Raw genomic sequence first — 26,116 nt, 5'->3', positions numbered from 1 at the left:
ACACAGGAGGTATTACATTATGCAAAATGTACTGGTAATTGGCGGCACCCGCTTTTTTGGTAGAGATCTGGTTGAACTGCTGCTGGACAAAGGAATCAACGTAACACTGCTTACGCGCGGAAAGACCGAAGATTCATTCGGCGACCGCGTACAGCGTCTAATAGCCGATCGGACGGATATGCAGGCGCTTCAGCAGGCCGTAGGCAGCCAGGAATTCGATATCGTATATGACAATATTTGTTACAACGCACAGGAAGCCATGGATGCCTGCTCGGTATTCAGCGGCAAGGTGGGACGATACATTGTAACTTCATCGCTGTCTGTCTATGACTTTGGAGAACAGGTGCTGCATGAGGAACAGGTGGATACTTACCATCATCCGTTTGACCCGCAAGCCAAGCCGGATTATGCAGAAGGCAAACGCCAGGTGGAGGCGTTTTTTTTCCAGCAGGCTAATTTCCCTGCTGCTGCCGTCCGCTTCCCGATTGTGCTGGGACCAAATGATTATACGAAGAGACTTCATTTTCACGTAGGCAGAGTGCAGCGCGGCGAAGTGATCGGTATACCCAACCCAGCTGCTCGCATGAACTTTATCCATGAACAGGAAGCGGCCGAATTCCTGTACTGGCTGGGATTATCCTCGGAGCTGACCGGTCCGGTCAATGCCCGTTCCGACGGAGAAATGACACTGCTGGAAATGATGACTCTGATCGAACAGGAGACCGGGGTGAAAGCAATCGTCCGCAGCAAGACCGAAGAGAGCGAGCAATCCCCATTCGGTGTACCATCGTCATGGATCATGGATACGTCCAAAGCCTACAAGGCGGGATTCCGCTTCCGCCAGCTGTCCGAGTGGTTCCCGCTGCTGGTCAGCCAGATTGCGGCAGAGGAGAGAGGAGAACAAACATAATGAGAAAACAAAGTATCCATCAAGAACTGTTCGCAGCGGATGTACCGCTGGTGGACGGAATTATCGAATCCATCACCCTGCTGCCTGAAGAAGCCAAAATCTATTTCAGAACAGAAAATGGCGCAGCAGCAGTGTTCACATTTGAACAAACCGCAGGCGTATGGGAACGGCGTGCAGCTGGTCAGGAGATCGGCGGGATGACCACCCGTCCGGTTCACCTGGCTCAGCCGCATATCCGTGAGGCTCTGCTGGCAGATGTGGAGACCGGCGAACTGGCCCAGGACATGCTGGACAGTATGTCGATCTATTCTTTCCTCAACAGCTGGAGCGAACAGCCGCTTCTGGAGATTGCTGCTGTGGAGATGAGAGTAGATAAATAGACAGCAGAAGACTGAGAAAGTAGAGCTTCAATCGATGAATCACAGCACATTCGATATTAATTTACAGAGGAGATCAAAGTGATGAAGGAATATCTGATTGTGTCTTATGAAGAAAAATTACGCCAAGCCATGCTGCAAAGTGATGTTAACGCTCTTGATGAGCTGATTCATGATGATCTTGCCTTTGTGAATCATTTCGGGCAAATACTGACCAAGACAGATGATCTGGAAGCTCATCGCTCTGGAGTAGTGGACTTTACCACTATTGAATTTCTGGAGCAAAAGGTCACGATCCTGGAAAGTGCCGCTGTTACGATCACACGGGCTGCACTGCAGGGAAATGCCAGCGGAAATCCAATCCAGGAGGAAATGTGCTACACACGAATCTGGTTGATAAACGCGGACAAAGCAAAGGTAATTTCTGGACACTGCAGTTTGGTCCAAGCCTAATCCTGTAAAACAAATGTCCATATATATGTAAAAGCCGGATTGTGAACTACGACATTTTTAGGGTCATCTGCCCATTATGCAGCAATAGAAAATAGACAGCAGAACAGAATAGCAACGAAATGAAGACAAACGGACAAAAATAGGGTAGATTGATATCTCCCAAATTGCTGTTCAATCAACTGCTGCCACAGTACCCTATTTTTGTCTTATTTCATTAAATGCTTTGGCAATAGTTAAATGGCTTCTTTTTCAAATACCATGCGATATTGTTATACAGCAGTCTATTTCTGGACATACTCTTTTAATAAACGCATAGACGAACGGTATTAACTGCAGAATATTAATCAACACCTATTACTAAGCGCAAAAAGAGCGTATCCCATCGCAAGGGGTACGCTCTTTTTATTGCAGACGATCAGACAATCTGCCCACTCTTGTTGCCAGTCTGTTGTTGAACGTTTTAATAGCTGCCAGCAGAGTAGACTACTGGTTTTTGAATCCTTTTGCCATCGCTCTGCCTGATCGATACAGCCACTGTTAAAGGTGAACAGTCGTCTCACCAATCTTATTCGTAGTAGTGGTTCATTAATCTCCAGATGTCACATGCTGCGCCTGTTCGCTCCGATACACTTCCATGGTATAGTCTGCGAAAAACTTCTTCTGGATAAACTGCTGGAAATACGCTCCTGTCATACGATGCGGATCGGTCGCATCCTCGTCAATAATATCGATATCCTTGTCTTTCACACTTGCTTTGAGCCCGGACAGTTCAGCTTCCAGCTCTGCCGGTGACAGACGGCCAATAAAATCGCCGACTTTTTGGGAAAGTGCTTTGTAGTAACTTTCCGCTTCGATCGCTTTTTGTTTTTGCGCATGTTTTTCTTCTTGCATTCGTTCCTGTTCAGCCTGCAGACCGGTTTTGGGACTGCGATAATCATTTTTTAGGGCAGCCATCGTATAGGCGGGAATATCCTTCACTTTGCCGCGCAGCACATCCTGCCTTACTTTCTCCAGATTCTCCAGAATATAATCGCGCGTATACTCGGCCAGGATCGGCTGGATCGCCGGCTGTTTAAGACCAAATTCATACTTTAACAGGCTGCCCAGCTGCTGGGAAGTGTTGGGCTGGGCAATTGCCGCTGTCTCCCGGTTCGGCAGCAGGGTGGCTTTTTTCTCCGGCGCTTTGGACGTAATAATGAATTTCACTTCACTGACCTTGCGCCCGGATTTGATTTCGATATAGTCGATTTTGATATCGGTATGCTTGTTGATCTCTTCCTGAGCTTTGACTATGACACGCTTCTTGAAATCGGAATAGACCGGGTACAGCTCCTCGACCCCGAGCAGTTCCTTTAGCCGCTGAATCGTAAATGTCCGTGTGCCGATCCGTTCGTACTGCTTGAGCAGTTCGTAGATTCGCATCGCATAGGCGCTTTTCAGCTTGATAATATCCTGCAGCCGGTAGGTGGTGAACTTCTCCTTGAGCTGCAGCAGATAAGGTTTGAGCTTGGGGGAGAACTCCACTTCAATCATGCCTTCTCCCGGAAAATATTCCGCCGAGGCGAGCCAGGTGACCTGCAGATTGTCATGTACATAGAACGGCTGGGACATCAGGCTGTATGTATAATCCTTGATCTGCTGATACACATTTTTATTTTTCACGCCAATTAGTTTGGCAAAGTCGCTGATTTTGAAGCGATAGGGTTTGAACTCCTCATCATTGGGAGAGATCGTGCTGATAAGTACAAAAATAATACGCAGTTCCACAACGCCCAGATTAAGCGGCGTTTCGATCAAATTATTGGATTTGGTGACAAGACTGTTTTTCCGCATGTAAGCCTCCGTATCTGAATCATAGGCTCATTATAAAGCAAGGTGAAGGATAAGAATAGGATAAAGCAGAGTGAAAGATCAGAATTGGGGAAAGGAGGAAAAGGACATCATCCCTTTGTGATGTTTTCTCCTGTTTTATAAACATGGTTTTAATATCTTTTAAATCTTTTGCTTGTTTTAGATCGCTCTGAACTGTTATAGATAAAGGACTTACAAGCGTTGTCCCAGACATAAATAGGGTAAAATGAGACTTTTTTAGGGTTGACCATGGACAGGAAGAGGGCAAAGCATGGACAAAAAAAGGGTGGTTAATCAGACAGAAATAGGGCGAAGACAGACAACTTTAGGGTATAAGGAGACATTTCTAGGGTATCACAGACAAAAGTAGGGCCTAATCCACTCTATTCATCCCGATCACCCTATTTTTGTCCGATTAAACGATAGATCGGCTAAAGAAAACAGCTGAAAAAAGGAGAATGACAAGCGAAAACAAAAGTTCGACAATTGAAACGGTCCATCACCCTATTTTTGTCCGATTTCACAGCTGTCCAGATATTAAAGAAATTCACCATTATCCGCTATCCGTACATGGCCGAATTATTATATGCAAAATATTGAATATCAAATTCATGTTTGTTCGCAGGAAGAGACGGGTAACAATATAGAGGAACAGCAAAACGGTAATATACTAACTTATTGTTATCATCGTTGTGTTTCTGATACTTATTCGCACGTTGATTACAGGGAGGAACAACATATGACACTTTTACAATCCAAATTTGCCAAATGGAATAAACAGTTTATCGCTGGTGAGTGGGTCGAAGGTTCGTCTGATAAAACCGTCAAGGATATAAACCCATATAACGGAGAACTGCTCGTCGAAATGAAAGCTTCCAGTCAGGAAGATCTGGATCTCGCGTATCAGACCGCTTACAAAGCAGGCAAAGAATGGTCTAAAGCGCCGCTTGGCGTTCGTGCCCAGGTCATCTATAAAGCGCTTGCCCAGATGGATGAACGCAAGGAAGAGATTGTGGAGTTGCTGATCGCCGAAGCTGGCAGCACGCGAATCAAAGCCGAGCGCGAATGGACTGCTGCACGCCGGGTTATGGAAGAATCTGCTTCATTCCCTTACCGAATGAAAGGTGACATTATCGGTTCGGATATTCCAGGCAAGGAGAACCGAGTCATTCGTGAAGCCAAGGGTGTAGTGGGCATGATCGGCCCATGGAACTTTCCGCTGCATCTGTGTATGCGCACCGTTGCTCCGGCGCTTGCGCTCGGTAATGGCGTGGTGATCAAACCAGCTTCGGATACGCCGATTACAGCCGGACTGCTGATTGCAGACATTTTCGATCAGGCTGGTCTGCCCAAAGGGGTACTGAGCGTTGTCAGCGGCAGCGGCAGTGAGATTGGTGATGCGTTTGTCGCTCATCCCATTCCCCAAATCATTTCCTTTACCGGTTCGACAGAAGTCGGCCGTGGCATCGGCAAGCTGGCTGGTGAGAATCTGAAGGAAGTAGCGCTGGAACTGGGCGGAGATAACGCGATGATCGTGCTGGATGATGCGGAAATTGACCGGGCGGTAGATGCAGCCGTATACGGCAAGTTTTTCCATCAGGGACAGATCTGTATGGCGCTCAATCGGATTATTGTGGATGATTCCATCTACGATACCTTTACCGATAAATTTGTAGCCAAAGTCAAAACGCTGAAATACGGTGATCCTTCCGATCCGAAAACCGTTGTCGGTCCGCTGATTCATGAGAAAGAAGCAGAGCGTCTGCTTGACGTGATCGACAAAGCCCAACAAGCCGGAGCCAAGCTGCTGTATGGCGGCAAAGCAGACGGTAGTGTGCTGGAGCCTACCGTGCTGAGTGAAGTGGCAGCAGATAACCCAGCAGCCCAGAAAGAGCTGTTCGGCCCTGTAGCCCTGCTGATTCGCGCCAAAGGGGAAGAAGATGCCCTGCGTATTATGAACAGCAGTGATTATGGACTGAGCGGTTCGGTATTTACTACCAATCTGGAACGCGGCTATCAGGTCGCCCAGCAGATGGAGACCGGCATGATTCACGTCAATGACCAGTCGGTGAATGATGAAGCACATGTCATGTTCGGCGGCGAGAAAGCTTCTGGTGTCGGACGTTTTGGCGGTGAATGGGCGATTGAGAAGTTCACCCGCACTCGCTGGATCAGCATTCAGCATCAATATCGCAAGTTCTTCTAAATGAACGAGGAATAGAACAATATAGGCGGATAGTCTGACTGATTCTATCGGATGCAGCAGATTCAGAATCCTATAAAATAACACCGATCATTCTGTCCCGGCCTATCCTCTGCAGCGAGAGGGTAGGCCTTTTATGGGCAAATCAGCCAATAACCTAACCGCCATAATATCGCTGTATTACTACATACGAAGTGATTTGAAGCAGGTAGAATCAATGAGGAAAGGATGACAAATAGTTACAAAAGATTCACCGGATAAATACGATATAATAGCGTTTATTGCGGTTTAGAAGCCGTGGGAAAAGGTTATTAATGGATACCGGAACATTTTACCATGAAGATACCAGACTACATCTATCCGGCGACTTGAGAGGGAGTGAGCAGGCATGTCAATAGACCGTTTTATATTGCAAAAGCTGAGCCGGAATGCCGACGAACATACGCGTACGAATCTGCTGCGTCTGTTCATTATTCGCATCCGCAGAGCGGAAAAGATGGAAGCCGGTAAAAACACACAATATGTTAGCTAGTGATCACGAACCTGCTGTAATAGGCATTATCTGATTGCAATATTCACTCCAATTAATTTCACTGCGATACCTGACCGGCATCCACAGGATAAATAAAATCATAGAGCACACTAATTTTTTGTAGCAAAAAAACATCCGGCTTTCCTCATGGGAGGAGCCGGATGTTTTTGTTATCCTATGGTTTGTTTACTTGGCAGCTTGAGTATATTCGCATTCTGCCTGCTGTTCCCCTGGCTGGATCCAGGCTTGGGACCAATCCTGAATACCACGGATGACAGTTTCCAATGCCAATCCTTTTTCGGTCAGTTCATATTCGATACGTACAGGAGTCTCCGGATAGACATGACGAACAACCATTCCTTCATGCTCCAGATCTTTGAGACGTTCGGATAAAAGACGACCGCTTACAGGAAGTGATGATTGAATTGAGCAAAAGCGCTGGGGACCATTCAGCAACTGATAAATGATAAGACCATTCCAACGTTTACTTAAAATCTGCATCCCTTTTTCAAATCGGGGACAAAGCATTGATGTATCCATCTATATCACCTCTTTTATTAAACCTATTATAACATATAATATATATTTGATACAGACTAACCTTTTGGTAATATAATAACATTATACATCCTTCTTATAAAAAGCTATCAAATTACTTAAAGTTAATTTGTTATCAATTGATTATGACGCAATAGAGTGAAATACATATTACTTTAATACGTATACATTTGACACCAAAAGACCGGATTCCTGCTGAATAGACTCTATTCAGCAGGAATCCGGTCTTTTATTCTATCCTGTATCAACAGGAGAAATATAGAAGTGATAGTAATCAATAGCATCCAAAATCCTGTCTAAAAACAGAAAGGGCCGTTCGGAAAATCAATTTCCGGTTCCCAGGCCCGTCCAAGTTTCTGTTTTGATGTTTTGTAGTGAACATGTTCATTATGTCTGTAATTGATTTTAGTAAAGTGATAAGGCTAACGTATCACTTTCACGGTAAGTATGCAAAATGGCTTCCGATCCGATAACTTCGATACTGATTACGGTATCCAGACAATTTTTAATCATTTTTTTGCCGTTAATCACTTTATTTTCAATGGTTCTGCGTAATAGTCTGAGAAGTTTGGATACGGGCTGTGTATTATCGGCGTTAAAGTAAACCGGAACGATTTTGCTTTCTAACAGAATTGTCGTTTTCACTATTAATCACCTCATCTATTTGTAAGTCATTCCTAGTTAACGGCAAGTGATCATAAGTCTATCATTCAGGAAAATAGATATAGTATTCCGTTAACTTGAGATTATTGTAATATCCTTTCCTTAAAGAAAACTTAAAGGAACCTGATATTCACCTAAAACATCAGCAAAAATCAGCCTCCAGGACACAAAATTTTCAAAACGGCAGAATAATCCTGTTATGTTTGGTCAATAAGTAATTAATCATTTATTCATAGTTAGAAGATAGAATATAGAAAATGCTAGATATTGTTTAAACTATAATTGACAAATTTAAGTCTATAGTGCTACATTTAAATGGGCACAAAGAACCTTTAAATACTATTATATAAACATGATTACCCTTTTATATAGATATAAAAGCTTACATGTCAATATTGAAGGGAGAAGAACTGCCATATGTTCGCCTTTAACTCATTTAATGAGAGAACGTTGACACTGACAGATAAAGAGATGTTTTTTCTGGCTGGCATTTTGGGTTTTGACCGGATTCTGGGAAGAGATAATCCATTTCCATCTCAGGATACAGGAACACTGACCGCAAGCTGGAAACAGGTCGCTGTGTCGTTACTGCAAAAAGGCTGTCTAAGTGCAGAGCAGTTTGAATCTCTGGTCACCCGGGCATCAGCAGGTGCGCATCTATTTAACGGGATTTACAAGCGCGGTTGCTGCCTTCGTTATCAGTACAAGACAGAGTCAGGCAAGCAGCTTTATGATAGCCATACTTATTTCAGCAGTGACGGAGTGATCGAGATTCGACAGGATAATGATCTGCCCGGACATTATACACTGCGATCGATGGGGACGCTGACCGAAGCGTGCAGTCTTGTAATGGAACAAATGAATCTGAACACATACCCGGCCAATGAGATGCCGGCGCTGACTTTTTCCGGTCAATGGTTTGATGACTATATACGGAACAAACAGGCTCGTCGTAATCACCAGTTAATGAACCAGCTGAGTAAGATGACAGGAGACCTGGAAGGCTCAAGGCTGTTTGCCGGTGTATTATCGGAGAACCGGCTGTATGCAGAAGTTCAATTTTCCTACTGGGATGAAGAGAACTGGCAACGCAAAGGTGCCATCTTGTTGGCTGATGACGATACGAACTGGATTGTACGGCGAAGCAACCTGGATCAAGAAGACTGGATGATTGCGGTCCCGGCCGACAAAATTCATTTTCGCCAAATGCTGCTGGATTGGGTACAGCAGCCCGAATCGGTCTAGGACTTTATTCGATCGCAGAGTTGATAAGCTAAACAGTCAGTGACCAAAAAAATACATCGAAGATTTTCTTTATTACAAGAGTGTCAGAACGTTCATACGAGAAGTATTATCCGACCGGACAGGCTCTTTTACTGTCCGGTTTTGTCATTTCCATCATACAACTGTATATAAATATATATTAAAGTGATTCCTTATTGGCCTCATGTGGGTAATTGTTGTGGCAAGCTAATTAGCAAATGGCCAATAACATATGTGAGGGAGTGAATAATATGGAATCCACAGTTCAATCTAACCGTTTTGCAGGCAAGACGGCACTGGTTACCGGTGGCGGCTCCGGTATTGGTAAGGCTACAGCATTGAAGTTTGCTGCACAGGGGGCCAATGTCATCATCTGTGATCTGTCACCGGAACGAATTCGGGAGACTGAAGAAGAGATCAATGCGATCCGTGCCGATGCCGCACTCGCTTTCGAGATAGATATTGCTAATGAAGAACAGGTCAAACATGCTATTGAGAAAGGTGCCGAGCATTTTGGCGGACTGAATATTGTGTTTGCCAACGCAGGCATTAACGGTACTGTTGCTCCTATCGATGAGATCAGCTACGAAGACTGGCAGCGTACGATCAATACCAATCTGGGCGGCACATTCCTTACTGTAAAGTATGCGCTTCCTTTCCTCAAAAAAGAAGGCGGCAGTATCGTAGTCACCAGTTCCATTAATGGCAATACCACGTTTGCAAGCTTCGGAATGTCCGCGTATAGTTCATCCAAGGCCGCACAGGTTGCTTTTACCAAAATGGCAGCGCTGGAGCTGGCTCAGTTCAAAGTACGTGTCAATGTTATCTGTCCGGGAGCGATCTCGACCAATATCGATCAGAGTACTGAACGTAATGAAACCGTTGAGAAAATCGCGATTCCGATTGAATTCCCGAATGGCAGACAGCCGCTGGCAGGTCAATCCGGCTCAGCTGATAATGTAGCGGATCTGGTTACGTTCCTGTCGTCCGGTGAAGCTTCCCATATTACAGGCGCACAGATCGTAATTGATGGCGCGGAATCCCTGCTCTGTTAAAATAACAGAAAATTTGTTCACAGAACGGTATACACATAATTGGTTAAAAAAGGAAGCTTGCCAAGAGGGAGCTTCCTTTTTTGCGTTTAGGCTCAATATTTGGAGTCGTATCATGTATAATTAAAGATAGGAATAGACAGTCGTTCGTTATGCATATGAATGAGATTTGAACATCACTATAAGAGACATGGTCATTATTATGGTATGGACATGAACCTCATTTATGAGATTAAACTTTGTGCATCGCATTCGGACATTACGCTATTCCATGACTGCCGAGAGGAGATGGAGATATGCTATCCTGGTTAGCAGATCAGATGATTGAAGAAGCGATGCAAAAAGGAGAATTCGACGATCTGCCTGGCAAAGGCAAACCGCTGGAGCTGGAAGATCTGTCTCATGTGCCCGAGGAACTGCGGGCTGCCTATAAAATTATGAAAAATGCGGGTATTATGCCGGAGGAACTGACTCTTCGTCAGGAAATGCTCACACTGACCGATCTGATTGCGGCTTGTCAGCATGATGGCGAGCGGCAGGAGCTGCGCAGGAAGCTGGATGAGAAGACGCTTCGCCTGAATATGCTCACCGCGCAAAACGGATGGTCGGATAATCCATCCTATGGACGTTACGAGAGCAAAATCCGCAAGCGTCTGACCGGGCGGTAATTTGACAAATTTATAAATGTGGATCCGCTCTATAGATGTGGATTTATAAATGCTGTTTCGCTTGGCACAACTGTTTTTCACCCTGTTGATCGGAAAGGAACTCCAATGCTGAATGAATCTGTACACTTACCGGTGGATGATCTGATCCCCGATTTGAAATATGCGCTGGCACAGTCCGGTTCTGCGGTGTTGACTGCAGAACCGGGAGCCGGCAAGACGACGCGTCTGCCGCTGGCACTGCGGCATGAACCCTGGCTGGAAGGCCGCCGCATCATTATGCTGGAACCAAGACGCCTGGCCGCCATCTCGGCTGCACGGTATATGGCGGCTGCGCTGGGAGAACGGGTCGGAGAGACAGTCGGTTACCGCGTCGCTCTGGATACACGTGTAGGTCCGCGTACGTTGATTGAAGTGGTGACTGAAGGAGTGCTGACACGTATGCTTCAGCATGACCCTTCACTGGAACAGGCGGGACTAATTATTTTTGATGAATTTCATGAGCGTAATCTGCATGCGGATCTTGGACTTGCTTTCGCACTGGAAAGCAGGTCTCTTTTGCGTGAAGATCTGAAAATACTGATTATGTCCGCGACGATGGACCCGGAGCCGGTATCCTCACTGCTCGGGGGTGCACCTGTTCTGTCCAGCGCTGGCCGAAGCTATCCGGTAGAAACGATCCATGAAGAGGGGGAATCCGCCTATACGCTGTATCGCCGTGCTCCCGGAAGGATGGAGCAGAAAATGGCATCTGCTGTATTCCGGGCGCTGCATCGTCATGAAGGTCACGCGTTGGTATTCCTGCCGGGTGTGCGGGAGATTCGGCGCGTATACGACGAACTGCTAAAAAGCGGTGATCCACTGCTCAGGCAAACAGACATCGTCATACTGCACGGCGGACTGAAGCCGGAACAGCAGGATCTGGCGGTCAAGCCGGGACCCGCCGATCGCCGCAAAATTGTACTGGCCACCTCGCTCGCCGAATCGAGTGTCACGGTGGATGGTGTCAATATCGTTATCGATAGCGGTCTGATGCGTACGAAACTATTCTCGGCGCGTACAGGTATGGAGCGGATGGAGACGCTGCAGGTATCAGTGGATGCGGCAGACCAGCGCCGCGGCCGGGCGGGACGGCAGCGTCCCGGCGTCTGTTACCGAATGTGGAGTAGAGAAGAGCATCAGCGGCTGATAGCAGCCCGTACTCCCGAGATTATGCAGAGTGATCTGGCCCCGCTGGCACTGGAAGTCGCTTCCTGGGGAACTTCGGTACAGGAACTGAGCTGGCTGGATCAACCGCCGACAGCTTCCTATGATCATGCGGTCGAACTGTTGAAGCAGCTGGAAGGACTCCATCCGGATGGACGAATTACCGGACACGGTCGCCGTCTGGCACGGCTGGGTACGCATCCTCGTCTTGGTCACATGATTCTGCGGGCTGCACATTGGAAGATGGAGCGGGAAGCATGTGAACTGGCTGCTCTGCTGCAGGAACGGGATATACTGTCCCCGGCAGCTGCTGGTATTGATCTGATACACAGGATGGAAGCATTACAGGGCAAAGGCAGTTATACTGCAGATCATCATACAATTGGGCGGATCAGGGAATGGGCAGACCGTTTTCATAGACAGCTGGGTCAACTGCTGCAGGATGACCATACTGCTCGTTCTGTGGAGCAAGAAAAGAGTCCGTCTGCTGAAAATACCGGCTATCAGCGAAATGATGATTGGCTGGGTGCTCTTCTGTCTCTGGCGTATCCGGATCGGATTGCCAAAGCCCGGGGGGATGGTAAATTCCTGCTTCGTCTGGGGCGGGGCGCTTCTATCCCAGCCAGCCGCGGACGTACGGAATATCTGGCAGCCTCGGCTTATCTGGTCGCTGCCGAGCTGGATGATAACGGCAGTGAGAGTAGGATTCTGCTGGCTGCTGGCATCCGGGAACAGACGATCCGCCAGATTCATGGTGATCACATCCAGACTGTTCAGGAAGTGACTTATGAGGCAGGGAGGGAATCCGTATCTGCACGTAAAATCACACGGCTGGGAGCGATTGAGCTGCTTGCAGTCAATGATCCAGCACCTTCCGCAGAAGCTGTACAGCAGGCGCTGCTGGGAGCTGTTCGTGAACAAGGGCTTGCAGTGCTCCAGTGGTCACGCCCGGCCAACCAGCTGCGCCAGCGGATGGGATTTATGCATCGGGTTGATCCTGACTATCCATCTGCAGAGGAACAGCAACTTCTGGAGGAAGCGGACGAATGGCTGCTGCCTTATTTACAGGGAATGCGGCGTCTGTCGGAAGTGAGAAAGCTGAATCCGGCCGAACTGCTGGCGAACCGTCTCACCTGGGAGCAGAGGCAGAGAATGGACCAGCTCGTTCCTACCCATATTCAGGTGCCGAGCGGGTCTCGTATTCCGGTCGATTATACGGATCCGGATCGTCCGTCGATCGCCGTACGTCTGCAGGAGATGTTCGGCTGCACATCTACCCCGTTGATTGGCGGGAGGGTGCCGCTGACCATCCAGCTGCTTTCTCCGGCGAGCCGACCGGTTCAGGTGACCAATGATCTGGAGAGCTTCTGGCAGAATACGTATTTTGAAGTGAAAAAAGATCTCAAAGGACGCTATCCAAAGCATTATTGGCCGGATAATCCGCTGGAAGCCCAGGCGACGAGCCGGGTCAAACCGCGCCAGTAGATGCTTACATGATGCGCAGAAGTTTGAACGAATCCCTGTACGGGTAAGTATAGACAGGACCACATGTACAGTTATGTACCAATCTTGGAAGTTACAACATCTTCACGAAGGCTTGCATAAGTCAACAATAGGAGGTAACAATCATGGATAAGAAAATTGTGGGTGTATTCGAAACGGAACGCGAAGCATCTAAAGCGATAGAAGACCTGAAAGCCAAGGGATTTACTACAGATGAAATCTCGGTCATTACCAAGGACAAAGAAGACATGCGTACCATTACGGATGAGACAGATACCAAAGCGCCGGAAGGCGTAGCTACAGGTGCTACTACTGGTGGTATTCTGGGCGGTACGGCAGGCTTGCTCGCCGGATTGGGTGCATTGGCAATTCCGGGTATCGGACCGATTCTGGCAGCCGGACCAATCGCAGCGACGATCACCGGAGCGGCGGTAGGCGCAGGTGCCGGCGGATTGGTAGGTGGTCTGGTCGGAATGGGTATTCCCGAAGATGAAGCGAACGAGTACGAAGGCTATGTCAATGAAGGCAAGATTCTCGTACTGGTAGATGAAGATGATCGTTACAATCATGCTTATGGGGTATTCCGGAATAACCGTTCCCTGAACGAATCCAGATACCGCACACATGAGAGTAACCAGACAATCGATTCTACGGCTACCGGAACAGGGATGAATGCTTCCACCGGAACATCCAAACTTGACAATACGTCCCAAACAGGGCAAAAAGAAACACGTACCGAAGATGATCCGAACGCGTCGGAAGTGCGCAGTGATGTCACTCCAAAAGATACCAATAATGACAGCCAGGGATCGGATAACAAATTGACTTCCTATTCGAATGGCGGATACGGCGTCTAATAAAAGCCGTACGACCCAGTCGAAATATACCAGTGAATCTAATAAATGATGCAGCAAAACAGGCAAGCTAACGGCTTGTCATACGCAGCCATGACGCTTAAAATAGGCTCATCTTCGGTAAAACCATACCGAAGGTGGGCCTTTCGTCATATTTCTACCGGTTTCGCTATAATCTTTAGGTAAGATTTGCGGATTAGGTTATAAATGCCCTATCCGATTTAACGGATTGGCGTTATACTGGCAGTGAAGGTATGATATCTTCAAACTATGGATAAGGAGGTGATACGGATGCAAGCTCAACTTATGTTCAATCACCAGGCGTCAGGCTCTGCCAAGGAAAAGAAAAAGATACGCCGCGCGTGGATTAAAAAGCTGCGTAATGAACTGCGTATGCCAGGTTCATCTTCACAGAATCCACAACAACAGGGCTCTCGGATTCCAGCACCGCCAGCCATGTCAGATACAGGTAACTGGAATGATGAAATGGTAATGATGTGTAAATAATCATGCAGTTGTTATGATGATCGGGAGAGCAGTATGATACAAAAACAAAGACTTGGAGAAATTGAGATTTTGCGTGGCATGGCTTTTGCCGCCGTTGTGCTGCAGCACTCGATCGCTCATTACTCCGTCGTGCCTGAAGTGACGGCGGGAGATGGTGTAAGGCTCACTTTGATGCTCTTAGCGGCCAAATTTGCGGTACCGGCCTTTATTTTTATCACTGGGCTGGTGCTTTTTTATAATTATGACGGGGTGATATCCTACAGCTCTTTTATCCGCAAACGGTTTAAAGATATTATTGTGCCCTATTTATTATGGTCACTGCTTTATGCCGGGCTGAATGGAACCTATGCCAGACCGGTTATAGAATGGCTGCCGGATGTTACCCGGTACTGGTATACTGGCAAGTCCAGCTACCACCTCTGGTATATCGTGATGATCATACCGATGTATCTGCTGTTTCCTTTTCTGCGTACTGTAGTGCGCAAAGCAGTGCAATGGACGAGTGACCGGCGCTATGGAATACTGATTTTGCCGGGTGTACTGTTTGCGGGTTATGAGCTGATTTTGTTGCTGCGTCCATGGTTATCCGAGCTGGCGCAAGCCTGGCAGATTCCGGTGCTCACGCCGTACTTTACAACCTATGCGGACCGTAATATTGTGTACTATCTGTACTATTTCTTGCTAGGCGCACTGGCCGGCTTACATATCAATACTTTCCTGGATACGCTGCGACGGGTAAAGTTCCCCCCGGTCATGCTGCTATGCGGGTTATTTGTAGTGTATTATACAGGTCTGGTGATGGGCGGGTATCCACTGGATGCTACCTATGGCAGACGATTTATTGGTCTTACACTGCTGCAGCCGCTGATGGCTGTGTTCCTTACGGCCTCCGTGCTGCTGGTCTATAAGCTTGCCCTGAGTATTACGAAGTCAGGCAGCGACAGACAACGTCAGTTCTGGATTACGATCAGTCGTTATTCCTACGGGGGTTATCTGGCACATGCCCTGATGCTCAGAATTACGTATGGATTCGATGATTGGATCATGACAGGCTGGGATGTGACGATACGTACCATAATTACGGCCGTCATTACGCTCGGTCTGTCCGTATTGCTGACCTATTTGCTGACCCGTATCCCCTATGGGGCATGGTTGACCGGGATTCCATACAAGAAAGCCCAGAAACAAGCCTGATCCAGCCAAAGACCTGTTCGTTTCTGAACAGGTCTTTTTGTCAGTGGACTTAACTTTTCAAAGTAGTGAAAGTTTCATATAATAGAACAAGTGGAATAATTTGTTCCACAGCGTTGCATGCACAGGCAATTAGGGAAAGGAGCAGAGTGATATGGCATTTATGATCGCCCAGCGCGCCTTTATTAAATTATATCTGATCACCATGGTCGAAGAGCATCGCGGCTACGGATACGAGATGCTGGAGAACATGAAGGAACGGTTTAAATCATTCGGCTATTCTCCACCGCAGAGCGAGATTTACCGGGCGCTGCATGAACTGGTGCATGAAGGTGTTTTTTACCGGACCAAGCAGTTAAAAGGTAACGATCCCAAGGTTGATTTCCAGGAGATTGTTATTTATCATTTTACAGACGATGGACGTGAAAAAGCTAAACTCTATAAAAAACAGGTCAAAACCGACCTCGATCGCTGCATCGGTATGCTGACCAAGGCTGAAGCAGATAATTATAACTGACAGGCTGCCTGGTCCCGTTACGGCTGGGCAGCCTATGGATGATTTATCGGTCCAGTAGAGGTTACATGAACAAGCAGTATGAGTTCAGGTGATCTCTATCCGGCCTGATGAGAGGGACGGAACGGCATATTACTTTTACCGGAAAACAGATAATTGGATAGATGATATGCTCCATCGTGATACATTACGCGCTCTATATAATAGAAAGAAGTCTAATCTTCTACAGGAGTCGGGGACGGATACGCATTCTCAGGATGAACGCTTTATCCGTAAGACAGGCAGGACCGAATCTGGAACGAAGGGAAGGGATACATCTATGACTGAACGTAAATTGAAGTGGGGCATTATCAGTACTGCAGAAATTGCTGTAAGCGCCATCATACCTGCCCTAAAAGAATCTCGGCGCAATGAAGTTCTGGCAATCTCCAGCCGCGATGCCGAGGTGGCCAGACATGTGGCAGACCACTGTGATATTTCCAGATCCTATGGAAGCTATGAGGCTCTGCTGATGGACGCCGATATTGATGCTGTGTATATTCCGCTGCCCAATCATCTGCATAAGGAATGGACGATCAAGGCTGCAGAAGCAGGAAAGCATGTATTATGTGAAAAGCCAGCCGCCTTGGAAGCGGCAGATGCGGCCGAGATGGTAGACCGCTGCCGCAAGGCAGGTGTTACTTTTGCAGAAGGATTTATGTACCGCTATCATCCCAAGCATGACCGGGTGAGAGAAATTATCCAGTCGGGAGAAATTGGAGTGCTGCGCAGTATGCATGGGCGGTTTACTTCAAGCAATGCGGATGATCTTGAGAATGTCCGTTATCAACGGGCCATGGGCGGAGGTTCCCTCTATGATCTCGGTGTCTACCCCGTATCTGCCGCTCGCATGTATTTTGGAGCCGAGCCTACAGCGGTTACTGTTCATGCGATGTTTTCGGCCAAGCATGACCATGTGGATATGATGGCCTCCGGTCTAATGGAATTTCCAGATGCGAGATCGGCTACTTTTGAATGCGGGATGTGGGCTTATTCCAGTTGTGCACTGGAAATTATTGGAACAAAGGGCAGGATCAAGCTGCCTTATGCGTTTCGCCGTGATGATATCCATGGAGAACCTCAGATTACGATTTATACCGATGAAGGCAAGCGGGATGAATATATTGAACCTGCCAATCATTTCGCGCTGCAGATGGATGCTTTCGCAGCATCGGTACTGGATGGAACGCCGCTGTCCTACAGCCCGGAAGATGCGGTGCGCAATACCCGGGTCATCGCTGCCTGTTTGGAATCGGCCCGCAAAGGTGAAAAAGTACGTATCGTCTAGTTGAAAGGAACAGCTTCGGGAAGATGCAGCGCTGCGTCTTCCCGCATCCTGTTTTCTTTTGGCGAACAGATGAAAATATGCTACACTCAGTAATAGTTGGTTTATTTGTTAATTAGTAAGCAAAAACGTTAACGTTTTCTGCAACCTGCATAGACAGGATATCCCGGTACATAACGAATTTTCTGCCTATGCCATTTTGATTTGACCCAAAAAGGAGACTTTAATTATGTCCAATCATTCCAGTGCCTATGAACAACCTTATCAGGGAGAACCGGCTGTATGGCTGAAATATGGTTCTTACGAAGCTGCTGTACTGCCAGGAGTAGGGGCGAATCTGATTGCTTATCGTGATACCGCCAAAGGATATAACTTCCTGCGTGAACCGGAGCAGGGCGAGATGGATGATTTCCGTGCCAGCCCGGGTACCCACGGTATTCCGGTCCTGTTCCCGCCGAACCGTTATGAAGACGGCACATTTACATGGAACGGCAGAAGATACAGCTTCCCTATTAATGAAGAAGCGACGAATAACCATCTGCACGGCTTCCTGCATACGATTGTATGGGAAGTGGATTCCTATGATGCCAACGAGTTTTACAGTACGGTCTGCCTGAGTGTGAGTATTGATGATTCGCATCCGGTCTACCAATACTGGCCGCACCAGTTTACGGTGAAACTGCAGTATACATTGTCCGAAGACGGACTGCAGCAGCATGTTGCGGTACGCAATGAAGGCAACGATCCGATGCCAATGATGCTGGCATTCCATACGGCACTGAATGCGCCGTTTGCACCGGACAGCACAGCAGATGATATGACATTCCGTGCCACCTACGGTCAGCGCCGCCAGATGACCGAGCGTATGCTGCCGACAGGCGAATTCCAGCCGCTTTCTGACTGGGAAGAACAGCTCAAGGCAGAAGGAGCCAACCCATACGGCGAAGTGATGGACAATCATTATACAGCTGCACCGCAAAATGGCCGCAACTATGCCGAGATTATCGATAGCCGTCTGGGTGAGAAGCTGGTATATGATGTAGGAACAGGGTACAAGCACTGGATGATCTGGAACAGCGAAGCTTCCGGGGCCTTCCTCTGTCCGGAGCCCCAGACTAATCTGGTCAATGCACCAAATGTGGACCTGCCGGATGAAGAAAAAGGATTCTTCAGTCTGAAGCAGGGCGAGATTTGGGAAGAGACTTCCCGACTGTATCTGATCCAGAAATAATGTGACAGGCAAGGGTAGGCATACCGTTCAACCGAACATGGCAAAGTATGCATGCAAGTAAACGGCAGCACACAGGCACGGCACGCGCTACGGGTTAATAATCTGTAGAGGTGCCGTGCTTTTTTGCCTGCAATAGGAAGGTAAGGTCAATCAGGTGGGAGGACGAGCCAGATCGTAATTATTTTGGATAAACGTATTGACAATGCTGACATACGAGGAGTAAAGTAAGTCAGGTGGTATTCGTAACGGTTACGATAAGAACGGAAGGAGGGCTAATCTTGTTATTGGCTTCCATGCAGGATATAGTGTTTGGTTATGACCGGGAACCGGTAGTGAATCGGTTGTCGATGGAAATATACAGCAATGAATTTATGGCACTCAGCGGGCCCAATGGTGCTGCCAAGACGACATCGCTAAAGCTGCTGCTCGGCATATTGAAGCCGTGGAGCGGCCGGGTACAGATTAATCGTAATGAAAAAGGGAAGCGTCCGGTGATCGGCTATGTGCCCCAGCAGGTCGCTTCATTCAATAGCGGGTTTCCCAGCACGGTCTATGAACTGGTGCGCTCAGGATGTTATATGAGACTCGGTTTGTTCAAGCGTTTTGGCGAGAAGCAGGAGGCGCTGGTGCGCTCCTCACTCGAAGCGGTAGGCATGTGGGAACTGCGTGACCGCAAAATTGGCGAGCTGTCCGGCGGGCAGAAGCAGCGTGTATGTATCGCGCGTGCCCTGGCCCAGGAACCGGATGTATTGATTCTGGATGAACCGACGACCGGGATGGATCTGGAAAGCCGCAAAGGATTCTATGAATTGATGCGCCATCATGTAAAACAGCACGGACGGACCGTCGTCATGGTAACCCATGGACTGGAAGAGGCAGAGCCTTATCTGGACCGCATGATCCGTTTGGAACGAGAGGAGGGTGGAGGATGGGCATGTTTGACTACGAGTTCATGCAGCGCGCGTTTTGGGCCGGAGGAATGATTGCTGTCATCGCTCCGCTGCTCGGGATATATCTGGTGCTGCGCAGGCAGATTCTGATGGCGGATACGCTGTCTCACGTCTCGCTGGCCGGTGTAGCAATCGGAGCGATTATGGGCATTAACCCTTCGGTTGGAGGGTTTGTTATTGCCGTAGCGGGAGCGCTCGTCATTGAGCGGTTGCGGCAAAATTTCCGCGGATATGGAGAAGTGTCCATCGCCGTTATTATGACCGGCGGCCTCGCGCTGGCGCTGGTGCTCATGAGTATGGATTCCGGGCTAAACCGCAGCTTCAGCTCCTATCTGTTTGGTTCGATCGTGGCTGTCAGCTCTACCCAGCTGTGGATTATCGGTACGGTCTTTGCACTCGTGCTGATCTACTGGGCAGCGATGAGACGGCCGCTGTACAATATTACTTTTGATGAAGAGACGGCACAGATCGGCGGCACCCGTGTCCGCTGGCTGTCCCAGACCTTCTCGGTGCTGACCGGGATGACGGTAGCTGCTGCAATGCCAATTGTCGGTGTACTTCTGGTGTCCGCACTGATGGCACTCCCTGCTGCACTGGCACTTCGTTTTGCCAGAGGATTCACTTCGGCGCTGATTATGGCTGTCAGTATTGGTTTGCTTGGCATGTTCGGTGGACTGACAACTTCCTATTATGTGAATACACCGCCGGGAGCGACCGTAGCGTTGCTGCTGCTGGCTTTCCTGCTGATCGGCATGGGCCTTCAGCGTATTGTCTATCGTATTCGCCGGGATAAAGACCCCGGTTATGTGGTCGATATAGACACCCGCCGTTTCTGGCAGCGCCAGAGCGGCAGCTCACAGAAAAGCAATGTAAAAACAGAAGTACTGAACAAAAACTAATATAACCACTTAATCACGGAGTGGGGAGGAGAAGTATTGAAATGAAATGGAACAAACGTAAACTGTTAACTCTGCCGGCGGTATTTATACTGGGAATGAGCACGGTGCTGGCGGGATGTGGTAACGATAGCCCATCCACGTCCGGTACAACTCCCGGACAAGGCAGCACAGACAAGCTTCAGATTGTCACCAGTTTCTATCCAATGCAGGAATTCACCTCCAAAATCGCCGGCGATCTGGCGGATGTGCAGGTACTGGTTCCGCCGGGAACAGAGCCGCATGACTGGGAACCTACTCCACAGGATATTGCCAAAATCACCGAAGCCGACATGGTCGTTTATAACGGAGCCGGTCTCGAATCATGGATGACCCAGGTACAGGATGCTGTAGGTACCAGCGGTCCCAAAATGGTGGAAGCAAGCAAAGATATACAGGTAATGGACGGTTACAGTGAAGAAGAAGAGCATGCCGGCGAAGAGGAAGCCCATGCTGGTGAAGAAGCTCATGACCATGCCGCAGAAAAAGGCCATGATCACGATCATGGCGGTATGGACCCGCATGTATGGCTGTCTCCGATGCAGGCTCAGACCGAAGTGCGCAATATCGAGACTGCACTGAGCGAACTGGCTCCTGATCATGCGGCCGACTTCAAGAAAAATGCCGATGCCTATCTGGCCGAACTGAAACAGCTGGACGAAGATTACAAAACCAATCTGTCCAATACGAAACGCAAGGACTTTATTACTCAACACACTGCGTTTGGCTATCTGGCACGTGATTACGGGTTGACCCAGGTAGGCATCAGCGGATTGTCTCCTGAAGAAGAGCCAACAGCTGCCAAAATGGCGGAAGTGGTTGATTTTGCCAAGCAGAACAATGTAAAAACAATCTTCTTCGAAACGCTGGTCTCCTCCAAAGTAGCTGACACGATCGCAAACGAGGTAGGTGCCGAGACGGCCGTACTAAATCCGCTGGAAGGACTAACCAGTGAACAGGCGGCTGCCGGAGAGGACTACATCTCCGTAATGCGCGAGAATCTGGCTGCTCTGACCAAGGCACTGAACGAGTAATCTGTAGTCAGGCAAGCATGTGGACATTGGATAAGCAGAATAATACTTGTCAAAAAGCAGTCAGTAACTGAAACGAGAGCCATGCATACAATATGGAAGCACCCTTACCTTTAAGGTACAGGGTGCTTTTTGATATGGTGCAATAGTGAAGAGATTCAGAACAAATCAGTGAATAAAAGAAAACCGGGGGGTTAATAAATAAAAGCAGATAACTCACCGAGCCTGCGCTGATCAGCAGCAGATACAAACGTCTAAAAAGCAAATCATTCGAGCCGGCAACCCGGAATCAATCATACATAGTCATTACATCGTATACATATTTTTGTTATGACAACGATTGACTTTGTAAATAAGTTCATATAAAATAGTAAGAACTGTCGGGTTTTATGAGTACCGTCAGGTTTTATGGGGTATATTAGAAAATAGGAGATGCACAATTATGGTAGAGGACCGGAAGAAAACGATCCTGTATGCAGGGAGCCAGTTATTCGCAGAGAAAGGATATTTTGCAACGACTGTTCAGGATATTGCCGAGCAGTGCAATATGTCCAAGGCTTCCATTTATAAATTATTTCAATCTAAAGAGGACATACTGCTTCAGATCGTAAGCACATTGCATGAGGAGATTGTACAGGCGAGCAGTGCACTTCATTTTGAAGATAATGTGCCGCCGCAGGATCAGCTGGTACAGAAGCTGGTTGTTCAGCTGCGTGAATTTATAGTGAGACACGACTTTTTTATTAATCTGAACCAGAACGTACCGATAGAACTGGGCAGCCAGATTCGTACAGTGATGCTCAGCTTCAAGCGCACGATGATTAACTGGCAGAAGGAAGCGCTTGTTCAGGCATTTGGCACAGAAATCGAGCCAATTGTGTGGGATTTGGCGATCTGTATGCAGGGGATGATGAGGGAGTTTGTATTTCTGTCTCATATTGACCGCAAGACTATACTGGATCTGGAAGCACTGGCTGGCTTTATCGTGGATAGTATGGAGGCTGTGATCCAGCAGCGGTTGGGCAAGACGCCTGTACTGGATGCGGAGTTAGCTGCCCATCTGAATCTGTATGATCCAGAAGTAGGCCGCAAGTATTTTGGCGAGAGTGAATGGCGCAAGTCCGTACGTGAACTGACGTCAGCCATTCATCAGCGCTCTCCGGAAAGTATCCGGGCGGATCTGCTGGCGGCTGTCGAACGATTGGATGCTGAGCGTAAAAAGAAAGTGCCACAGGCATTCATGATCGATGCACTGATCGCCTATCTCCGGCAGCGTGAAGAATTGAGTGAAGAGGTCTCCTACCTTCAACATGTCTATTTTGCAAATTGGGAGGAAGAGAAACATGGGTAATGCTGTAGCACAACAGCCGCAACCGAAAGTAAATGTAAAACTCATTGTCGGCATTATGTTGGCCGGTGCGTTTGTGGCGATTCTGAACCAGACACTGCTGGTGACGGCGCTGCCGCATATTATGCGTGATTTGAATATTGATGCCACAGCCGCACAATGGCTGACTACGATTTTCATGCTGGTCAACGGGATCATGATCCCGGTCACCGCTTATTTAATTGATAAGTTCAACACGAGAGCACTGTTTATCACATCCATCGGATTGTTTGCGCTAGGTACGCTGATTGCAGCGATCTCGCCGAACTTTGGCACACTGCTCGTCGGACGGGTCGTACAGGCTGCCGGAGCGGGGATTATCATGCCGCTGATGCAGACGGTGTTTCTGATTATTTTCCCCAAAGAAAGCCGTGGAGCAGCGATGGGTATGATTGGTCTGGTCATTTCCTTTGCTCCGGCGATTGGTCCGACATTGTCCGGCTGGATCGTCGATACGTTCTCCTGGCGTGATCTGTTTTACATTATTTTGCCGATTGCCCTGATTGACCTGGTCATCGCGATATTCGCACTCAAAAATGTAGGCCAGCTGCGTGATCCGAAGCTGGATATTCCATCGGTCATGTTGTCTACTCTGGGATTCGGTGGACTGCTGTACGGATTCAGTACTGCTTCCAAAGGCTGGGGTGATCCGGTCGTGATCGTAACGATCGCTGTCGGTGTCATCAGTCTGATTCTGTTTGTGACACGCCAGTTTAAGTTGAAGCAGCCGCTGCTGGAGTTCCGTGTATTCCAGAACCGCTTGTTTACCATTTCCATGATTATTACGGTTATTGTCTTTACAGCAATGATCGGTGCGTCGACACTGCTGCCGCTCTATATCCAGAATGCACGCCATCTGACTGCGATGCAGTCCGGTCTGATTGTACTGCCGGGTGCGATTCTGATGGGCATTATGTCGCCGATTACCGGACGGATATTCGATAAATTCGGTGCCAAACTCATCGGGGTTATCGGTCTGCTGCTGCTGACCATCGGTACAATTCCATTCGCTTTCCTGACGGATCAGACACCGGTTTCGTTTATCGTGGCGATGTTCGCTCTGCGGATGTTCGGTCTGTCGATGGTCATGATGCCGGTAACGACAGCCGGTCTGAATCAGCTGCCGGTGCATCTGCTGTCTCACGCTTCAGCGATGAACAATACCCTGCGGCAGGTAGGCGGATCGATCGGTACAGCGGTGCTGATCACCATCTTTACCAATGCGTCCATCTCGGCGGCCTCTTCCGGCCAGAATGCGGATCTATCATTAATCCATGGTACGAATATGGCCTTCCTGGTCGCTTCGGCGCTGTCCGTACTCGCGCTGATCATGATGTTCTTCCTCAAGGAACCTCCGCGTGTGGATGTTCAGAAGAAAGAGCAGGCGGCAGAAGCTGCCAGTCAGAAGGGCAAGCCGGTCTCGCAGTCCTGAGAAGGCCATATAACAGGCTGAAAATTCATGGACTTTTCGAAATGCGGATTGCTTCACTGAAGGAATGAAGTCGATCATGCCGCAATTCATATGGCATAAAAAATAACATCAGCGTTTAAAAACAGGTTCCATTGGCTAAAGGTTAACGTATGACCCTGCCAGAGGGAGCCTGTTTTTGCATGAATTTGCATAACAATAGAATGGGTAAACACAGGACAGATCAGCCTAACTTCAAAAGAATAAAGAACATGCATAAAATAACTTGTGAAAAATATAATTGTTTACTATAATATATATTGTTACTTTTAATAAGAGCTTTTGGTGTATACCATACGCTTCGCAAACCAACACATATAGATAGGAGAGAGAAATCTTGAATCCAAAATATAATGCTTTGTTTGAACCGTTCGAACTGAATGAAGGTATTCAGCTGAAAAACCGTCTGGTACTGGCACCGATGACTCACTCCTCTTCCAACCCGGATGAGACTGTATCCGATGCAGAACTGGAATACTATGCAAGCCGTACAACCGGTGTAGGTCTGGCGATTACTGCTGTTGCTCACGTGACTCCAGGTGGAAAAGGCTTTGCCAACCAGTTCCGTGCAGTGGGTGAGGAGTTCACTCCAGGACTGACTCGTCTGGCAGAAACACTGAAAAAGAACGGTGCCAAAGCGGTACTGCAAATTTTCCATGCGGGTCGTCTGGCTCCGCCTGAACTGGTCAATAACGATGTAGCTGCACCAAGCGCAGTGCCAAGCGAGCGTGGTGATGGTGGTCAGGGTCCAACTCCACGTGAGCTGTCCGGGCAGGAAATCGAGGACATTATCAAGGATTTTGGTAAAGCAACCGCCAACGCGATTGCAGCAGGCTTTGACGGCGTGGAGATCCACGGTGCCAACGGCTACCTGATCCAGCAGTTCTTCTCCCCGCACTCCAACCGTCGTGAAGACAAATGGGGCGGTGATGTGCACCAGCGTCTGGCATTCCCGCTGGCTGTTGTGGATGAAGTGCAGCGTGTCGTCAAAGAACAAGCCAAAGGTCCGTTCATCGTTGGCTACCGCTTCTCGCCGGAAGAGCCGGAAACTCCGGGAATCACAATGGCAGATACACTGGTACTGATCGATGCACTGGCTGACAAAAACCTTAGCTACCTGCACACTTCCCTGATGGAATACACTTCCGTACCACGCCGTGGTGTAGAAGATACACGCTCCCGTCTGGAAATCATCCAGGAACGCGTAGGTGCCAAAGTGCCGGTTATCGGCGTTGGTTCTGTGAAGACTCCTGATGATGCAGCTGCTGTACTGGCAACAGGCGCTCCACTGGTCGCACTGGGCCGTCAGCTGATCGTAGATCCAGCATGGGTGGAGAAAGTGGAATCCGGCCGCGAGGACGAGATTCTGTATACACTTAGCAAAAATGATCAAAAAGCGCTGACCCTGCCGGATCCGCTGTGGAACATGGTAATTAACGTTCCTGGCTGGTTCCCTATCGTGGAAGCGGAACAGTCTGCGAAGTAATA

General features: G+C 48.2%; 24 protein-coding genes. 21 read left to right on the top strand and 3 right to left on the bottom strand.

Going from position 1 to position 26,116, the window contains the following annotated elements; translation table 11 throughout:
• The first annotated feature begins 19 nt into the window (after positions 1–19).
• From M1D61_RS12775 to M1D61_RS12765, 3 genes are all read left to right on the top strand, one after another.
• A complete protein-coding gene (locus M1D61_RS12775) occupies positions 20–910 on the top strand; it encodes an NAD-dependent epimerase/dehydratase family protein (protein ID WP_458118942.1) in 891 nt (296 codons plus the stop codon).
• Positions 910–1,290 carry a hypothetical protein gene (locus tag M1D61_RS12770; RefSeq protein WP_458118941.1) on the top strand — a complete coding sequence of 127 codons (381 nt, stop codon included), beginning with the start codon at positions 910–912 and terminating at the stop codon, positions 1,288–1,290. Before M1D61_RS12775 ends, M1D61_RS12770 begins: the two co-directional genes overlap by 1 nt.
• Positions 1,291–1,371: 81 nt before the next feature.
• A complete protein-coding gene (locus tag M1D61_RS12765) occupies positions 1,372–1,740 on the top strand; it encodes a nuclear transport factor 2 family protein (protein WP_458118939.1) in 369 nt (122 codons plus the stop codon).
• Positions 1,741–2,325: 585 nt separating this feature from the next.
• Here M1D61_RS12765 and M1D61_RS12760 read toward each other — a convergent pair.
• On the bottom strand, positions 2,326–3,573 hold the full coding sequence (locus tag M1D61_RS12760) for a replication initiation protein (protein ID WP_458118937.1): 1,248 nt from the start codon (positions 3,571–3,573) through the stop codon (positions 2,326–2,328).
• Between the two features lie 757 nt (positions 3,574–4,330).
• Between M1D61_RS12760 and M1D61_RS12755 the strand changes: the two genes are divergently transcribed.
• Both M1D61_RS12755 and M1D61_RS12750 read left to right on the top strand, forming a co-directional pair.
• Positions 4,331–5,797 (top strand): aldehyde dehydrogenase family protein, encoded by a 1,467-nt coding sequence (locus M1D61_RS12755; RefSeq protein WP_458118936.1) that lies wholly within the window; start codon positions 4,331–4,333, stop codon positions 5,795–5,797.
• A gap of 385 nt (positions 5,798–6,182) precedes the next feature.
• Positions 6,183–6,326 (top strand): hypothetical protein, encoded by a 144-nt coding sequence (locus M1D61_RS12750; protein WP_200897679.1) that lies wholly within the window; start codon positions 6,183–6,185, stop codon positions 6,324–6,326.
• Positions 6,327–6,512: 186 nt separating this feature from the next.
• Here the strand turns inward: M1D61_RS12750 and M1D61_RS12745 are convergent, their stop codons facing one another.
• Positions 6,513–6,866, bottom strand: coding sequence for a winged helix-turn-helix transcriptional regulator (locus M1D61_RS12745; protein WP_046214442.1), 354 nt, complete (start codon positions 6,864–6,866; stop codon positions 6,513–6,515).
• A gap of 423 nt (positions 6,867–7,289) precedes the next feature.
• Positions 7,290–7,529 (bottom strand): hypothetical protein, encoded by a 240-nt coding sequence (locus tag M1D61_RS12740; protein ID WP_017813140.1) that lies wholly within the window; start codon positions 7,527–7,529, stop codon positions 7,290–7,292.
• Between the two features lie 468 nt (positions 7,530–7,997).
• On the opposite strand from M1D61_RS12740, the gene M1D61_RS12735 reads away from it, so the two are divergent.
• From M1D61_RS12735 to M1D61_RS12660, 16 genes are all read left to right on the top strand, one after another.
• Entirely contained in the window at positions 7,998–8,792 is a 795-nt protein-coding gene (locus M1D61_RS12735) for a hypothetical protein (protein WP_458122591.1), read from the top strand.
• Positions 8,793–9,061: 269 nt separating this feature from the next.
• The gene (locus M1D61_RS12730; protein WP_458118934.1) at positions 9,062–9,865 is read left to right on the top strand and encodes an SDR family oxidoreductase; all 804 of its coding nucleotides are present in this window, start codon (positions 9,062–9,064) and stop codon (positions 9,863–9,865) included.
• 293 nt (positions 9,866–10,158) lie between these two features.
• Positions 10,159–10,530: a DnaJ family domain-containing protein gene (locus M1D61_RS12725; RefSeq protein ID WP_046214439.1), complete on the top strand. Its 372-nt coding sequence runs from the start codon at positions 10,159–10,161 to the stop codon at positions 10,528–10,530.
• Between the two features lie 105 nt (positions 10,531–10,635).
• Positions 10,636–13,218 carry an ATP-dependent helicase HrpB gene (gene hrpB / locus M1D61_RS12720; protein WP_458118933.1) on the top strand — a complete coding sequence of 861 codons (2,583 nt, stop codon included), beginning with the start codon at positions 10,636–10,638 and terminating at the stop codon, positions 13,216–13,218.
• A gap of 143 nt (positions 13,219–13,361) precedes the next feature.
• Positions 13,362–14,093, top strand: coding sequence for a general stress protein (locus M1D61_RS12715; RefSeq protein ID WP_458118932.1), 732 nt, complete (start codon positions 13,362–13,364; stop codon positions 14,091–14,093).
• Between the two features lie 288 nt (positions 14,094–14,381).
• A complete protein-coding gene (locus M1D61_RS12710; protein WP_458118931.1) occupies positions 14,382–14,597 on the top strand; it encodes a hypothetical protein in 216 nt (71 codons plus the stop codon).
• Positions 14,598–14,630: 33 nt separating this feature from the next.
• Complete coding sequence (locus M1D61_RS12705) at positions 14,631–15,791, top strand: acyltransferase (protein ID WP_458118930.1); 1,161 nt, start codon at positions 14,631–14,633, stop codon at positions 15,789–15,791.
• A 151-nt stretch (positions 15,792–15,942) separates the two neighbouring features.
• Entirely contained in the window at positions 15,943–16,305 is a 363-nt protein-coding gene (locus tag M1D61_RS12700) for a helix-turn-helix transcriptional regulator (protein WP_017813149.1), read from the top strand.
• A 316-nt stretch (positions 16,306–16,621) separates the two neighbouring features.
• A complete protein-coding gene (locus M1D61_RS12695) occupies positions 16,622–17,629 on the top strand; it encodes a Gfo/Idh/MocA family protein (RefSeq protein ID WP_458118929.1) in 1,008 nt (335 codons plus the stop codon).
• A gap of 226 nt (positions 17,630–17,855) precedes the next feature.
• Positions 17,856–18,857 carry an aldose epimerase family protein gene (locus M1D61_RS12690; protein WP_458118927.1) on the top strand — a complete coding sequence of 334 codons (1,002 nt, stop codon included), beginning with the start codon at positions 17,856–17,858 and terminating at the stop codon, positions 18,855–18,857.
• Positions 18,858–19,135: 278 nt separating this feature from the next.
• Positions 19,136–19,840 carry a metal ABC transporter ATP-binding protein gene (locus M1D61_RS12685; RefSeq protein WP_458118925.1) on the top strand — a complete coding sequence of 235 codons (705 nt, stop codon included), beginning with the start codon at positions 19,136–19,138 and terminating at the stop codon, positions 19,838–19,840.
• A complete protein-coding gene (locus M1D61_RS12680; RefSeq protein ID WP_458118923.1) occupies positions 19,786–20,706 on the top strand; it encodes a metal ABC transporter permease in 921 nt (306 codons plus the stop codon). The genes M1D61_RS12685 and M1D61_RS12680 overlap by 55 nt, the downstream gene beginning before the upstream one ends.
• Before the next feature lie 41 nt (positions 20,707–20,747).
• The gene (locus tag M1D61_RS12675) at positions 20,748–21,776 is read left to right on the top strand and encodes a metal ABC transporter substrate-binding protein (protein WP_458118921.1); all 1,029 of its coding nucleotides are present in this window, start codon (positions 20,748–20,750) and stop codon (positions 21,774–21,776) included.
• Between the two features lie 439 nt (positions 21,777–22,215).
• Complete coding sequence (locus tag M1D61_RS12670) at positions 22,216–23,124, top strand: TetR/AcrR family transcriptional regulator (protein ID WP_458118920.1); 909 nt, start codon at positions 22,216–22,218, stop codon at positions 23,122–23,124.
• Positions 23,117–24,592 carry an MDR family MFS transporter gene (locus M1D61_RS12665; protein WP_458118918.1) on the top strand — a complete coding sequence of 492 codons (1,476 nt, stop codon included), beginning with the start codon at positions 23,117–23,119 and terminating at the stop codon, positions 24,590–24,592. The genes M1D61_RS12670 and M1D61_RS12665 overlap by 8 nt, the downstream gene beginning before the upstream one ends.
• Before the next feature lie 373 nt (positions 24,593–24,965).
• Positions 24,966–26,114 (top strand): NADH-dependent flavin oxidoreductase, encoded by a 1,149-nt coding sequence (locus M1D61_RS12660; protein WP_458118917.1) that lies wholly within the window; start codon positions 24,966–24,968, stop codon positions 26,112–26,114.
• Positions 26,115–26,116 lie beyond the last annotated feature (2 nt).

Source organism: Paenibacillus sp. Z6-24 (assembly GCF_054161335.1).
This window is presented reverse-complemented; position numbering and strand designations above follow the sequence as displayed.